The organism is Dysgonomonas sp. 511 (assembly GCF_010501105.1).
Taxonomy (GTDB): domain Bacteria; phylum Bacteroidota; class Bacteroidia; order Bacteroidales; family Dysgonomonadaceae; genus Dysgonomonas.
Genome location: NZ_QVMQ01000001.1, coordinates 189,505 through 203,970 on the forward strand (window position 1 = coordinate 189,505; position 14,466 = coordinate 203,970).

The window sequence follows — 14,466 nt, forward strand, 5'->3', positions numbered from 1 at the left end:
TAATAATTTAACAGCATACAAATAATGAAAACTCTAAAACTACTCATACTCTTGCTTATATTGCCATTATTAGCCTTTGGCAAAGACATATTGAAAGGATACGTTGTCGACCAGAACAAGCAGCCGCTGATTGGCGCATCTGTTCGCTGGGAAGACGAAAAAACAGGCGTCATTACCGACGAAAAAGGCTATTTTGAAATAGCCGGCGTTGTACATAAAAACCATATGCTATTGGTATCGTATGTAGGATTCAATGACAAATCGGTACACTTACACGATTTCTCCCACGAGCTGACTGTTGTACTCGAAGAAAACAACGAACTTGCCGAGGTGGTAATAGAAAAGACGCCTCCGGGAACCATCAAATCGCGTAAGCAACTGCTCAATACAGAAAAGATAACAACAAAGGAACTGCACCGCGCCGCTTGCTGCAACCTGTCGGAAAGTTTCGAAACCAACCCCTCTGTCGATGTCTCGTTTAGCGATGCCGTAACAGGCGCAAAACAGATACAACTGCTGGGGCTTGCCGGAACTTATGTACAAACCCTGACCGAAAACTACCCTAACTTCAGGGGAAGCGCCTCGGTCTATGGACTGGATTATGTACCGGGGCCGTGGATGGAAAGCATACAGGTATCGAAAGGGGCGGCATCGGTAAAAAACGGCTATGAGTCTATCACCGGACAGATGAATGTGGAATATAAGAAACCGGATCATGCCGACCCGTTGAGTCTCAATGTATTTACCAGCGATGCCGGACGCTATGAAGGAAATGCCGATGCAGCTTTCGCGTTAAGCGACAATGTAAGTACAGGGCTATTCCTGCATTATTCGAACGAGACTGCAACCCACGACGACAATGACGACAGCTTCCTGGACTCTCCCAAAAAGCACCAGTTCAATATGATGAACCGGTGGCACTACACATCCGGGAAATATGCAGGGCAAGCCGGATTCCGGTTCTTGCAGGATTACCGTACCAGCGGGCAAACCATGCACACTCTCAACGATGCTTCAGTAAACAAGGATAACCCGTTCGAGATATCTATAAAAGCCAACAGGGGCGAGTTTTACTCCAAGAACTCATATACCTTCGACGAAGAGCTAAACAGCAACATGGCATTGATAGTTACAGGCTCGTACCACGACCAGAAATCGCAGTATGCAGGACAAAGGTATAATGTATATGGCAACAACCTCTATGCCTCGCTAATGTTTGAGATAGAACCAACTCTGGAACACCGCCTTAGTGCAGGCTTAAGCCTGAATTGGGACAAGTATAGCCAGACTATCGACCTTTTCCAGCCGATAACTGTACAGCCTGACAAAGAGACTACCAGCGGCGGATATTTGCAATATACATTCAACAAGAACGACAAGTTTATTGCCCTTGCCGGCATCCGTGCCGACTATAGCACATTGCATAAGAAGACATTCGTAACCCCTCGCCTGCACCTTAAATATATGCCGTTCGAATGGCTGAATATGAGGGCTTCGGCAGGAAAAGGCTACCGCACTGTATTCGTTATGCCCGAAAACAGCTTCTATCTGGCAAGCAGCCGCAAAATAGAAATAGCAAACAACCTGAAACAAGAATCGGCCTGGAACTATGGTACAAGCATCTCTTTCCACATACCGATCGGCGGCGAAGAGCTTACCATATCGGGAGAATGGTACAGGACAGACTTCGACAATCAGGTAGTTACCGATGTAGACAGCGACCCGCATAAAGTTCAATTCTACAATCTGGATGGAAAATCGTATGCCAATAGTTTTCAGGTAGAAGTATCATATCCCCTGTTCAAGGGCTTTAACATATTGGGAGCGTATCGCCGAACAATAGCTAAAACCGAATATCAGGGAAAACTATTGAAGAAACCATTGGTGAGCGACTATAAAGCATTGGCTACCGCATCGTACGAAACTCCTCTGAGTAAATGGGTATTCGACCTCACCGCCCAGTTCAACGGTGGCGGACGCATGCCTGCTCCGGATGCAAATAACCCTTTGTGGAAAAACACATTTGGCTCGTACACTATAATGAATGCCCAGATAACAAAGAACTTCCGCACATGGAGCATTTATGCCGGGGCAGAAAATATTACGGATTTCAAGCAGAAGAATCCGATAGTATCGCCGGAAAACCCATTCGGAAACGACTTTGACGCAACAATGGTGTGGGGGCCTACAATGGGACGCAAGTTTTATGTAGGGCTTAGGTACACAATAGGAAAATAAGCGAAAGATCTGATATACAAGAAGAAGGTGTCCCAAATGTAATAAGGGGCACCTTCTTTATTGTCGGCTCGACTCTATATAGACTCATTGGTAATACTCAAATTCAAACGACAGGCTATCATATATTTCCCGTTTCAGTGGGTCTTCCTCATCTTTGAATGCAGCGAGTTTTTGCAGTATAGTATCGCCTTCTTCTTTCGATTGCCTGCCGATATGCTTAAGCGCAAGAATTGCAGCATTGCGCAAAAATATATCGGAAGAAATAATATCGTCGAGAATGTATTTAAACTCTTTTGCCTGCACAGGCTCTAAGGTTTTCGAAAGCGACAACCGGGCCAGTAGCCAGTATGCAGTAGTACGTATATTCTCTTCCCGGCTATTTTTCCAGTCATATATCAGTTTATTTGCAAAGGCTAGATTCTGGAAAAGGTTTGCGCACACCTGCTCTCTGATCTCCTGGTTCGGTATTTCCTTTACCCACATCTCTGCATCGTGCTCTGTAAAAGCCGATAGTGGATAAAGTATCGTTGCCAGAATCTTGAGTTCGCGCACATCTTCCTTCCATAAGGTATTCGCCAGCCGTGCATCAGCATCGTAGTGTCGGGCTATATCTTTTATTTGCTGGATAACAAGTCCGAAGTTCAATTTATAGGCCATCCCTTTCTGGCGCATACTCGAAGAAGTCACTCCATTCATTGCCAGACGGCAACGTTTGCGCATATCGCGTATAATATCTGTATGCATATTACTTATACTTCAAAGTCTACAGCCTTCCTATCCATTACAGCCTCTCTGATAAAGGGCAGCAAAGCCTGATGCAATGGGTGGTTTTGATATATATCGAGGTTTTTTCTTTCTGCCAGTTCCGAATACAGCACTACATCGAAATTGCCATTGCCCAGAAAATCTATACCGACTTCGATATGCAATAGGCCTTCTATTTTGCCTCTCAATGCTTCCAGCTTTTCTTTAACCAATAAGGCATTGGTTTGTTTGTTGTTTATATGTTTGACCATAATCTTGTTTGTTAGAATGTATTGGTAAATAGTAGAGCCTGTTTAAAGGATATCTAAACAGGCTCTAAGTTATAATGTGTCTTATTTGAGGAGTCCGGCTATTTTTTCACTTGCCTGCCCGGCAGTCAGTCCCCGCTCCAGTATTTTTCCGTCTTTATCCAATAGTACCAAATGAGGTATTGAATTAACTCCATACGCAGCTGAAAGGGCGCTATCCCATTTTTTCAGGTCGGATATTTGCGGCCACGTTATTTTCAGCTCTTTAATTCCGGCTATCCATTTCGCGTTGTCGTCATCTAAAGAGATCCCCACTATTTCCAGGCCTTTATTCTTATATGCTGCGTAAAGTTTCACCAACTCCGGCGTTTCTTCTTTGCATGGAGAACACCATGAAGCCCAGAAGTCGACCAATACATATTTTCCCTTACCTACATAGTCGGAAAGGGCAGCATCTTTTCCTTCAGGAGTTTTGCCTTTCAGGTCGGTATATACTTTGCCTATCGATGTAGCATCGAGTATAGCTATGCGGGCATCTATTTTTTGAATACTCTCACTTGTTTTATACTCAGGCTTTACATTGGCAGATAACTCTTTCATCTGGTCGAGTGAGAACATATACGAGCGGTTTGCCAAGAAATAAGCACCTAACTGGTTGCCTATATTTGCTTTCACAAAGTTGAAAGTAGCTTCTTTGGCTTTGTCGGTCAACTGCTTGCTTTCTTCTTTCAGCACTTTGATGTTAGCAGATGTAGTGTCTGCCTTAGCTCTTTCGCCCAACAATCTTCGTTGAAGGTTTAAATCCTGCAATGTAGATGCAAACAGTTGGTACGAATTGTTGAGAGACGTACCTTCTACTGTGTTTATAGTATCGAGCGACAATTTGATATCGCCGGCTTCGACTACAACAAGGGCAGGTTTTACAAATTCAGGGCTATTGTCCAATACTACAAAATGCACTGTCGGCCCTTCTTTAGCCAATCCTTTGAATATAAACTGGCCGTCTACAATATTGGCTGTGTCGATTGTTACTTTATCTTTCCAATTGGGAGCCAAAGTCTGTAAAAAGACTTGTTGCCCATCATATTTCCCGTTAGGAGCTTTTCCGGTGATGGTAAATGCTTCCTTTTCGGCACACGATGCAAGAAGCATTGCCGCAGCAGAGATAAATAATATAATCTTTTTCATATAACTTGCAATAAATAAATAGATTAATAAATACTTGTTTTTTTATCTTGTTAGTAGTTAGAACAACAAAGTCAAGCAAATTGTTTTTTGGGCGGCTTATTTTAGTATTTCGGTTACTTTGTCTGCCAAGTCTTTATCTTTAAGATCTTTACTTACAATTACTCCCTTCTCGTTTATAAGGATGGAATGAGGAATGGACAGTACATTGTAGATATCTACAGCCTTACCTAAATCGTCGGCCAATTGTACCCATTTCATATTGTAACTCTCTATGCCATTTAGCCATACCATGCGGTCGTCGTCTATAGATATGCCGATAATCTCCAGGCCTTTGTCGCGGTAGGCGTTGTATAGTTTATTCAGGGTTTCAACTTCCTTTGCTACATTCGGATTTCCCGCAGCCCAGAAATAAAGGATGACACACCTATTCCCTTGTATAAAGTGGGATATAAGACGCGGCTCACCGTTTATATCTACTAAAGATACATCGGCAAAAGAGTCTCCGATTTCCGGCACTACCCTGTTCAACTGCTCTTCTATTTTCATCATCACAGGATGGGCTTTAAATGTGCTGTCAGACAAAGCGTATAACTCCTTTATCTGCTCTATCGAAAACTTGCTGACGTCTGACAAGAACAATAGCTTACCTGCTTCGCTGTTTATATTAGATTTTACTACATCGAAATATGCCGACGACATTTCCTCCTGCAACTTGGCCATCCTGGTTACAGCATCTTGTCCGGCCGAGTCGAGTGGAACTGCTTCTACCGAGCCAGCGTCCTGGGCTTCCTGATACAATTTTGTAATATTGTTTTGTATTAAATGTACCTTGTTCAGCTTCTCATTACCAGTGCTTCCTGCCAGCGACAATCCGCCTCTTTCGTCGAAAGCTATTTCCAGTTTTCCCGGCTCTAATATCAATGTGCCGATAGGTGTATATTCTTCTACAGCCGGCAATTTGCCTATCGAGATAATGCCGAGAGTAGGTTCGCCGTTGAGAACTCCCTCAAAAGAGAATGCTTTATTTTTTATTATCGCAGAATCTACTACAGAAGTGGTTTCTGCGTTGAGGCTGTCCATCTTTTGCAGATAGATAGTTTTTCCATCGAAGATAGTATCGGCAAAGCTTCCTTTTATGGAATAGGAATCCTTACCTTGGCATGATATTAATATCACTATTGAAACAAGTGAAAAGGCTATAGCTAGTTTTTTCATTCAATAAAACAATTATCGTTATTACTACTGTATTCTTATCGCAAAGATAGACAATTACTTATTTAGACAAACCGGAAGCCGGGTTGTAATTAGGGTAAACCCATGAAATTTATTTGGACTCAATTCTGAACTTTGTAGGGCGAACTGAAAATCGACGGAGTCAATTATCATTCGCCTGCGGATTTTCTCTATTTCAGGCGAATGATAATTCGCCCCTACAGCAGCCAAAACTGAAATGTCATTTTTCAAGGGTTTGCCCGAGATTGTAATTCAACGAAATTCCACCTTGCCGTTTCCATTACCTGCGCTATATCGTCTTTGATAAAGGAAATCACAGGCTGCACCGAATCTATATTTATTTGTTGGTCGAAATACAAAGCGCCCCTCAAGAAATTAGAACGGTTGTCTGTCATATAAAATTGTAAGGGAGAAGCTACATCTCCTTCTATTGTGTACAATTTTCCATAAACTCCGGACGAAGGATTCTCATAATCTGTTTGCAATATGCCCGATGATTTTGCCATGTGGCTATATGCTAAGTGGCGGCTGTCTTCTATCAGTTCCGGCAATTTCGATTTTGGTGTTTGTATATAAGTGCAAAAGATTTTGGCGTGGAACTGACGGTATATAATATTGAACCATATCTCTTTCTGCCCTCCCTCATCTTTCCTTTGCTCCTCTTTTACAGTTGCATCCGAAGGATAATAAAAAGAAATATGGCCATTATTATAACTTACAGCAGATATGCTTTCTCTTTCTATACGGGGATAACCATTCGGCTTTGGCGTAGTATCGCTATTACACGAAAGAAGGATAATCATACCAATACAAAGGATGTATTTTGCCATAGGTTATACAACTGTTTTAGAATGGCAGGTCGTCATCGTCGTCCACATTGCTCTGAACCGGATAAGATGGCGCACCCTGATTGTTGGATTGCATTGGCGGCACATCGTTGTCTTGTTCGCGCCTTCTGCCTCCGAGCAACTCCATGTTGTCGGCATATATTTCATACACATAACGTTTCACGCCGTTAGCATCGTCGTAGGTACGCGAGCGGATTTTTCCCTCTACATATACTTGCGAACCTTTTCTTACAAATTGTTCGGCAACCTTAGCCAAGCCTCTCCAGCACACTATGTTGTGCCACTCCGTGCGGTCGGGTATCTGAGTGCCATTTGCAGCGGTATAGCCCCTTTCGGTGGTTGCCAGTGTAAAGTTAGCAACTACACCTCCGTTGTCGAAATATTTTACATCAGGGTCTTTTCCTACGTTACCTATAAGTACGACTTTGTTTACAGACATGTTTTTATGTTTTATGGTTGATCGTTATTTGCGCAAATATAGTGAAAAATCGGGTTCGAGTGTTCAATTCCTCAAACAAGAATGATGAAGCCTGTCCGGGTTTTCGAACAAGCTTCGATCGACATATTTCCATCTTATTTTTTTATATAATCTTGCAAAGCCTTCACATACTGTTCAAATGCGTCTATTCCAGTCTTTGTTATCTTGCACACGGTTTTCGGTCTTTTGCCATCTATAAACTTGTTGACATTTATATATCCTGCTTCGCTAAGCTTCTCTATCTGTACGCTCAGGTTTCCGGCCGTGGCTCCCGTTTTTTCCTTTATATAGACAAAGTCGGCTTCTTCGACAGACAACAGCAATGAGATTATAGCCAGACGCAGCTGTGAATGTAATAATGGGTCGAGCTCTTTAAACATCCTTTTCAGCCTTTTTATTCAACATATGCCCCGGAACCGACAAGCCTGCTACAGCACAAACAGCGAGGAGTATAAATTGGAAATTAGGGTATCCCAACAGGTAAGCCACTCCGCACAGCAACGCTCCTGTCCAGAAAACAGCAGCGCCATATATATAAGGGCGGTAGCGTGTGGCAATAGCTGTTGTATATTGTGCTGCGCCCATCATTATCAGCAATGTAGGGGTGATGACAATACCCAGATAGCTGGATTTAATCGCATAGGCAGTAACGAAGACTACTGCCAAGAATATGGCGACTGAAATAGGAAATGCTATCCATATAGCACTTACAATAGCATCTATATGAGTTTTCACAACCTCTTCTTTCTTTCGCTTGTAGTCGATAAAATTGGCTATTACAGCCATCGGAAACATCAGCATCCATACCCAAAACGACTGTAGAGGGTTGTCCAGAGTATAGATCAGTATGAAATTTAACAACGCTGTACAGGCAACAAAGTAACCGCAGAATATAGAGGAGTTAGCTGCTCCTTTCCTGAAATTGTTGCGTGCATGGCCTATCATTTCGTTAATGATTCTGAGGCTATCTTGTCCGGTAAAATTCTGTTCCATAATAGTAAGTCTTTCTTTTGTTTTGGCTTTCGGACTTTAACTCTTAGTAGTCGGAAGCCACAAAGTTAATTATTTATATCAATCGGCCGGTGAAAATTAATGTAAACATCCCTGTTACTTTTCCTACACTGACCCTGTTTAAAACCCGCATTCCCTTAACCTATTTTCACAATATATAGTTAAAAAGTAACACTTGTAACACATTTTCTTCACTTTCTCATTGTTACTTTTCGTGGCTTTGCCTATTTCCCTCTTCGGGGTAGAGCTGTTAAGTTCTGATTTCTTATTACACTGAGAAACATTGAGCATAACAGTGAGGTTCACTGAGATTTTTTCTCCCTCAGTGTTTCTCAGTGGCTTCTTCGTGTATCTCAGTGTCATATTTTATTTTTTTAAAGTATTATTTCGTTTAGAACTTAACAGCCCTGCCCTTTGGGGGGATAAAGGGGGGCTTATATAGATAAACTTTTCAGCTCTCGATCCACATTATTTAATTGCAGACATAAGGTTTATCTCTATCCTGCTGTCTCCTTTTACTTCAAATTTGCATTCCTCGAAGCTAGGCGGACGCTTGATTATTGCAGGGTCTACATTGTTGCTGAAACCATATTTCTCGGTCGGTATGCCCCATTGCCCCATATCCAGTTTTCCGTTTTGGTTTTCGTCCTGAAAGATTGCGATTGCATATTGTCCGTCTGCTACATTGTCGAGGCCGACTTCCATAATATTATTACTTATACCTACTATCTTGCCCGAATAATTGTTCTTGCCCAGAAATGGCGACTGAGCATCATACAGAGCTACGTATAGGCTTCCTGTAGGATTATCAATTCCACTTATTTCTAGTGTCAATTTACTTTGGGCATTTACACTGGCGATTGCTGCAAAGATTAATGCGATTGGTAAGAATACAAATTTTTTCATAACTGCAATATTTAAATGATTAATATATCGCAAATATAAATCAGTTTATATTATAAACCAAATTATTTTATAAATAATTTTACACAATCTTCAAGGCTTGTAGAATATCATTTTGCAAATCTTCCATATCTTCCAATCCGACTGACAAGCGAAGCAGATTATCTTCTATCCCCATCACCATTTTCATATCGGGCGAAAATGTACCGTAGATAGTCGATTCGGGATGTATAATAAGGCTTTTGTTATCGAAGAGATTGGTTGCGCGGCGTATTATCCGCAGGCGATCCATAAAGCTGTAGCAAGCCTGCTTGTCCTTTAGGCAAAAGGTAAGCATTGCTCCCGGATTGCCAATAAACAATTCGTCCGAAATAGCTTTGTAGGGCGACGACTCCAGCCGGGTATATCCCACTTTCATCACTTCGGCATGCTGTTCCAGCAGTTGAGCCAGATGATATGCCGACGCCGACATCTTTTCGAAACGCAGTTGCAATGTTTCCATCCCCAACGATTGCAAATAAGCGGCTTCGGGATCCATAGCCGCCCCTATATTGCGGGCGATCTCGCGTTTCAGTTTGAATGTAAATTGAGACACGCCATCCGTCTTTTTCACCGATTTCAGGCGTTGGTTATGCTCCCAGTCGAATGTGCCATAGTCGAGTATAGCACCGCCGATAGAGGTGGCACCGCCCGAAATATATTTGGTAGTAGAAACCACTTCGATATCGACACCGGCCTTGCGGGCATCGAAGCCACACCAGGGCACAATGGTAGTATCGACAATAAGAGGAATATTCTGCGCTTTCAATACTTTCGAGATTTGGGGCAGGTCGGCAACCTCAAGATGGGGGTTGGTTATCAGTTCGCAGAAAAAGGCACAGGTATTTTCATCAATAGCGGACGCTATTTCTTCGATATTGTCCGTATCTACAAACCTGACCTCTACGCCAAAAGCTTCGAGTGTAAACTTAAAGAATGAGAAAGTATTGCCAAACAGATGTGGGGAAGTTACGATATTGCTCCCGGCATAGGCCAACGCCAGAAATGTATTGGATATGGCTGCCATACCCGAAGCCACCATCTGCACATTTTCCGCACCTGAAGCTGCTTTTATCTTTTGCTCAAGATTCTCTACAGTGGGGTTTGTGATGCGGCTATAGGTATGGGAAGGAATATCTTCCCTGTACTGGAACGCGGCAGCAATGCTTTCCGAATCGGGAAATTCGAATGCGGCATTGCGATAGACAGGCATTGTGATAGACCGATGGGCATCTTCTTTGCCAAAACGCTCGTTTATTATGCGTGTAGAAAAACTTTTTTTCTGAAAATCCTTGTCAGCCATTGATATATGACATTATATGTTTTGAGATTCAAAGGTAGAAAGAGTTGATGAATAACACACATTTACATTGTGCAAAATACTATAAAATCACTCCCAGAAATCGAAAAAATGATGAACCGGGCCATGACCTTTCCCTATTTCGTATGCCGCTCCGGCAACAATGGACTTATTGATATAATCTTTTGCTTTTGTAGCGGCTTCGTTCAACGACAGTCCGTGAGCAAGGAATGCTGTTATAGCCGACGAGAAAGTGCAGCCTGTACCATGTGTGTTCTTTGTATCAATACGCTGAAATGGCAGTTCTATAATATCTCCGGTTTCGGCATTGTAGAATACATCGGTCAGCTTATCTTCTGTAAGATGCCCTGCTTTCAGCATCACAGAGACTTTATTCCCACACGACAAGTCTTTGATGACATAAGGTAAATCCTGCTGGCTTTTTATCTTCGCCCCAAGCAGTATTTCGGCTTCGGGTATATTAGGCGTAATGACGCGGACAAAAGGGATAAGCTCGTTTTTCAATGTGGAGATAGCTTCGTCCTGCAACAGTTTGTCGCCCGATGTGGCAACCATCACCGGATCGAGTACAATGTTCCTTATATCATATTTTGCCAGCGTATCCCTTACCGACAATATCAATTCCGATGAATGGAGCATACCTATTTTAATGGCATCTGCGCCGATATCGTCCAATACGGATTTTATTTGCCCTGCAACAAAAGACACAGGGATAGGATGCACACCTGTCACCCCTACTGTATTTTCGTCTACTACGGCCACAATAACCGTAGCCCCGTAGCAACCACAGGCAGAGAATGTTTTCAAATCGGCCTGGATGCCCGCGCCGCCGCTGGGATCGCTTCCCGCAATGGATAGTGCAGTTTTATAATGTTTCATTTTTCTAAATAATCTTTGTTTTTACACCGCCCACTCTTCCAATCTCCATGCACTATCCCAGAACAGCCATTCCATACGCGAACACATCACATAAGCTTCGGTCATGGCTTGTCGCTGTTCTTCCGTACATTTACCCGCCAGCTCGTCACATATGGAGATAGCCAGCTTAACAGATTGTTCAAAAGCGTCTCCACCATAGGTATCTATCCAACTTTGATACCGGTTTTCTCCTTTCGTCTGGTTTGTCAATATATAATCGCCAACCTCCTTGTAAATCCAAAAGCAGGGTAAAACCGCTGCTGCCATCACCTCAACCGGAGCGATAGCTGATTGCTTCTGCAGGAAAGAAGTATATAGTAAACAACTTGGCGACATTTCAGGTTTATCAGTCCGGGCGATTTGACTAACAAAAGTTTCGTGCAATGCTTTTTCCACAGCCATGCTATCGCCTGCGAAATGGATAAAGGCTTCGATATGTTCCGGCTTTTTTAGCTTTGATGCAATGCTTGTCAGCACTTTCCCATATTCGGCAAGGTACAAGGCATCTTGCTGAATATAGAATGTAAATTTTTCGCGGTCTAGCGAACCGTCCATTAATCCCTGTATAAAAGGTTGTTCCAATATCTTTCTATAAGTAGGCTCTGCTGCCAGCCATGCCTGTTCACTCCATTTCATATTTATTTCTTTTTGGTATTATCTACTATATTCTTCAACTCTCGTGCTGCTTGCTGTGGGTCGTTGGCCGACATTATTGCCGATACCACAGAAATGCCATCTGCTCCGGCTGCGATTATTGCATCTGCATTAGCTTGGTTAATACCGCCAATGCCTACCGATGGATGCCTGCTAATTCTTGCTATTTCCCTGATACCTTCCAAACCCAGGGCGGTAGCTGTATCTGTTTTTGTCAATGTGCTGAAAACGGGGGATATCCCGATATAATCGACATCTAGCTTATTTGCATCTATCGCGTCCTGCACGTTTTCTACCGATAGTCCTATAATCTTATCTTTGCCCAACAAGCGGCGGGCTACATCGTAAGGCATATCGCTTTGCCCGATATGAAGCCCTTCGGCATCGCAAGCCAAAGCAATATCCAACCTGTCGTTTATGATAAGAGGGACATTGTAAGGTTGCAGACAAGCTTTTAGCTGCATAGCCAGATTGTAAAATTCTAGTGTGGAAGCATCCTTTTCCCTCAGTTGAACCATCGTTACACCGCCTTTCACCGCGGCATGTACGACACCGACCAGCGGACGCCCCAAAGCCAGCAACCTGTCTGTAACCAGATATAAGCTTAAATCTGATGATTTCATTACTTGATATTATTCTTTATAGTCTCACCATTCAGGTTATATAATTCATCGAGGAAATTGACTTGCAAACTTCCATTACCCGACGACTTCGTGGCAGCAATCTCTCCGGCGATGCCCATCACAGCCATCCCGTGCGTTGCAGCTTGCAGCATATCGGGGTTTATGGCAGCAAAGGCGGCAACTACAGCCGTTGCAGTGCAGCCCATACCCGTAACACGCGCCATCATCGGGTTGCCATTTTCTACTGTGCTTACCCGTTCGCCGTCTGTTATGTAATCGGTTTGCCCACTGATAACAACCACCGCGCCGGTTTGTTTAGCCAGCAGTTTAGCCGAATCGAGGGCAGAGTCGGACGAATCGGTACTGTCTACACCTTTGGTCTGTACATTGCTATTGCACAGCGCTATTATCTCCGAAGCATTTCCCCTGATAATGGATGGCTTACATTCGTCTATTATTTGTGTGCAGACCCTGTTGCGATAAGGTGTTGCCCCTGCTCCTACAGGATCGAAAACGATGGGCGTGCCTTTTGCCAATGCTGTCTTTCCGGCTATCAGCATAGCTTCTACCCAAGCGGGTTCTAATGTACCGATATTGACGACAAGGGCAGAGGCTATACTTGCCATATCGGCTACCTCCTCCAGCGAGTGAGCCATTACGGGCGATGCGCCGATAGCCAGCAATCCGTTGGCTGTGTTGTTCATCACTACATAGTTGGTAATATTATGCACCAGTGGCGATTTAGACCTTACGGCATTCAGGTCGCGAATCAAATCTTGTGTATTTATCATTATTGAGTTTTTAGTTAATAGTTTACAAAAAAAAGCCGCTTCGCAGGATACGAAACGGCTGATATTAATATAATGTTTAAAACTTATATTCCTCTAAAAGCTACCGTTTCCCTACGATGTCAATTACAACATATCAGGTTCAAGGGTTTAATCTCAGCCCTCCATTCAGAAGGACACCCCTAACGAGCGATGCAAACTTACGAAAATTATTCTAATCGAGGAGTTTTATTTCTCAGAAATTTTGATGTGTTTGTCCTATCAGAAATTAGAGTTTCTTCCTTTTTCTATTCTTTATTTGCAACCAACACCGGCTTTATCTTTATTTGCAATACATGCACAAAGGGCAACCGGGATATGGGATTTAGGTTTGCTTCGGTAATTCTGAACAAGTAATATACATTGTTCATTTTATCTTCTACAAAATGGATCACCCTGTTGTCTACGGCAAACACATCGCTTTTAGAGCTTTCGGTAGAACAATAAACAGGTTCGGAATTATCATTTTCCTGTATTTGATAGATAGTACCTCTTGCCGAGTCCGTCACCTTCAGATAATAGGGGCATCCCTTCAGATAGTTCCCTTGCTTTGTCCATCCCGACGCCTGTTTTTCCCATTTTACTAAAGCATAGTCGCTCGATTCGGCCACAGCCTGGTCGATGGTATTGAAAAGCCCTGTCCCATCCAGCGACAATACAGCAAACCGGCCTACGGTATTGTTTTCTGATTTTAGATTAATAAATTGTTTCTGGGAATCTACATAGGGTGTTAACAATCTGGTGCTATCCACTATATTTGTGTCGGCGAGTGAAGCCGAACCAACCGCCTTCTTGTCGTATGTCAGAAATGCGAAATAAGAAATAACGGCAACCACAATCTCTATTATAAGCGCCAGAAACAATTTCTTTTTATACCATTCCGATATCTTTATCCAATCGGGAATACTCAATACAGCGAGGGCTGCGGTCAATCCAAAGACGACTAATATTGTGTATTTTAAAACCTCTTCAAAAACCATAGCATGAAATAGATTTACAGGTTAACGATACATTTGACTTCCACACCTACAATATTAATAAATTTTACTTAAATAGCCTACAATTATCATAATGTAAATCAGGGCAAAATTATCATTCGCCCGCAGATTTTCCCTATTCCGGGCGAATGATAATTCGCCCCTACAGTAGTCAAAACTGGAATATCATTTTTT

General features: G+C 42.8%; 16 protein-coding genes and 1 riboswitch. Of the genes, 1 reads left to right on the forward strand and 15 read right to left on the reverse strand.

Annotated features, from left to right (window positions below; genetic code table 11):
• Window positions 1-24: 24 nt before the first annotated feature.
• Window positions 25-2,238, forward strand: coding sequence for a TonB-dependent receptor (locus D0T57_RS00770; protein ID WP_163269867.1), 2,214 nt, complete (start codon window positions 25-27; stop codon window positions 2,236-2,238).
• An 84-nt stretch (window positions 2,239-2,322) separates the two neighbouring features.
• On the opposite strand, the gene D0T57_RS00775 is transcribed toward D0T57_RS00770, so the two are convergent.
• From D0T57_RS00775 to D0T57_RS00845, 15 genes are all read right to left on the reverse strand, one after another.
• Window positions 2,323-2,982: a DNA alkylation repair protein gene (locus D0T57_RS00775; protein ID WP_163269869.1), complete on the reverse strand. Its 660-nt coding sequence runs from the start codon at window positions 2,980-2,982 to the stop codon at window positions 2,323-2,325.
• Between the two features lie 5 nt (window positions 2,983-2,987).
• Window positions 2,988-3,254, reverse strand: coding sequence for a Dabb family protein (locus D0T57_RS00780; protein WP_163269871.1), 267 nt, complete (start codon window positions 3,252-3,254; stop codon window positions 2,988-2,990).
• An 81-nt stretch (window positions 3,255-3,335) separates the two neighbouring features.
• A complete protein-coding gene (locus D0T57_RS00785; protein ID WP_163269873.1) occupies window positions 3,336-4,439 on the reverse strand; it encodes a TlpA disulfide reductase family protein in 1,104 nt (367 codons plus the stop codon).
• 96 nt (window positions 4,440-4,535) lie between these two features.
• On the reverse strand, window positions 4,536-5,654 hold the full coding sequence (locus D0T57_RS00790) for a TlpA disulfide reductase family protein (protein WP_163269874.1): 1,119 nt from the start codon (window positions 5,652-5,654) through the stop codon (window positions 4,536-4,538).
• Between the two features lie 245 nt (window positions 5,655-5,899).
• Entirely contained in the window at window positions 5,900-6,502 is a 603-nt protein-coding gene (locus D0T57_RS00795; protein ID WP_163269876.1) for a hypothetical protein, read from the reverse strand.
• Between the two features lie 16 nt (window positions 6,503-6,518).
• Window positions 6,519-6,959 (reverse strand): single-stranded DNA-binding protein, encoded by a 441-nt coding sequence (locus tag D0T57_RS00800; protein WP_163269878.1) that lies wholly within the window; start codon window positions 6,957-6,959, stop codon window positions 6,519-6,521.
• 134 nt (window positions 6,960-7,093) lie between these two features.
• Entirely contained in the window at window positions 7,094-7,378 is a 285-nt protein-coding gene (locus D0T57_RS00805) for a transcriptional regulator (RefSeq protein WP_163269880.1), read from the reverse strand.
• A complete protein-coding gene (locus D0T57_RS00810; protein WP_163269882.1) occupies window positions 7,371-7,991 on the reverse strand; it encodes a hypothetical protein in 621 nt (206 codons plus the stop codon). Before D0T57_RS00810 ends, D0T57_RS00805 begins: the two co-directional genes overlap by 8 nt.
• A gap of 486 nt (window positions 7,992-8,477) precedes the next feature.
• Window positions 8,478-8,915 carry a DUF2141 domain-containing protein gene (locus D0T57_RS00815; RefSeq protein WP_163269884.1) on the reverse strand — a complete coding sequence of 146 codons (438 nt, stop codon included), beginning with the start codon at window positions 8,913-8,915 and terminating at the stop codon, window positions 8,478-8,480.
• Window positions 8,916-8,994: 79 nt separating this feature from the next.
• Window positions 8,995-10,254: an aminotransferase class I/II-fold pyridoxal phosphate-dependent enzyme gene (locus tag D0T57_RS00820; RefSeq protein WP_163269886.1), complete on the reverse strand. Its 1,260-nt coding sequence runs from the start codon at window positions 10,252-10,254 to the stop codon at window positions 8,995-8,997.
• 87 nt (window positions 10,255-10,341) lie between these two features.
• Window positions 10,342-11,151 (reverse strand): bifunctional hydroxymethylpyrimidine kinase/phosphomethylpyrimidine kinase, encoded by an 810-nt coding sequence (thiD, locus tag D0T57_RS00825; protein ID WP_163269888.1) that lies wholly within the window; start codon window positions 11,149-11,151, stop codon window positions 10,342-10,344.
• A 21-nt stretch (window positions 11,152-11,172) separates the two neighbouring features.
• The gene (gene tenA / locus D0T57_RS00830; protein ID WP_163269890.1) at window positions 11,173-11,826 is read right to left on the reverse strand and encodes a thiaminase II; all 654 of its coding nucleotides are present in this window, start codon (window positions 11,824-11,826) and stop codon (window positions 11,173-11,175) included.
• A gap of 2 nt (window positions 11,827-11,828) precedes the next feature.
• Window positions 11,829-12,467 carry a thiamine phosphate synthase gene (thiE, locus tag D0T57_RS00835; protein ID WP_163269892.1) on the reverse strand — a complete coding sequence of 213 codons (639 nt, stop codon included), beginning with the start codon at window positions 12,465-12,467 and terminating at the stop codon, window positions 11,829-11,831.
• Window positions 12,467-13,258: a hydroxyethylthiazole kinase gene (gene thiM, locus D0T57_RS00840; RefSeq protein ID WP_163269894.1), complete on the reverse strand. Its 792-nt coding sequence runs from the start codon at window positions 13,256-13,258 to the stop codon at window positions 12,467-12,469. The genes thiE and thiM overlap by 1 nt, the downstream gene beginning before the upstream one ends.
• A 91-nt stretch (window positions 13,259-13,349) precedes the next feature.
• Window positions 13,350-13,449: riboswitch (TPP riboswitch) on the reverse strand.
• 93 nt (window positions 13,450-13,542) lie between these two features.
• Window positions 13,543-14,274: a hypothetical protein gene (locus D0T57_RS00845; RefSeq protein ID WP_163269896.1), complete on the reverse strand. Its 732-nt coding sequence runs from the start codon at window positions 14,272-14,274 to the stop codon at window positions 13,543-13,545.
• Window positions 14,275-14,466: the final 192 nt, after the last annotated feature.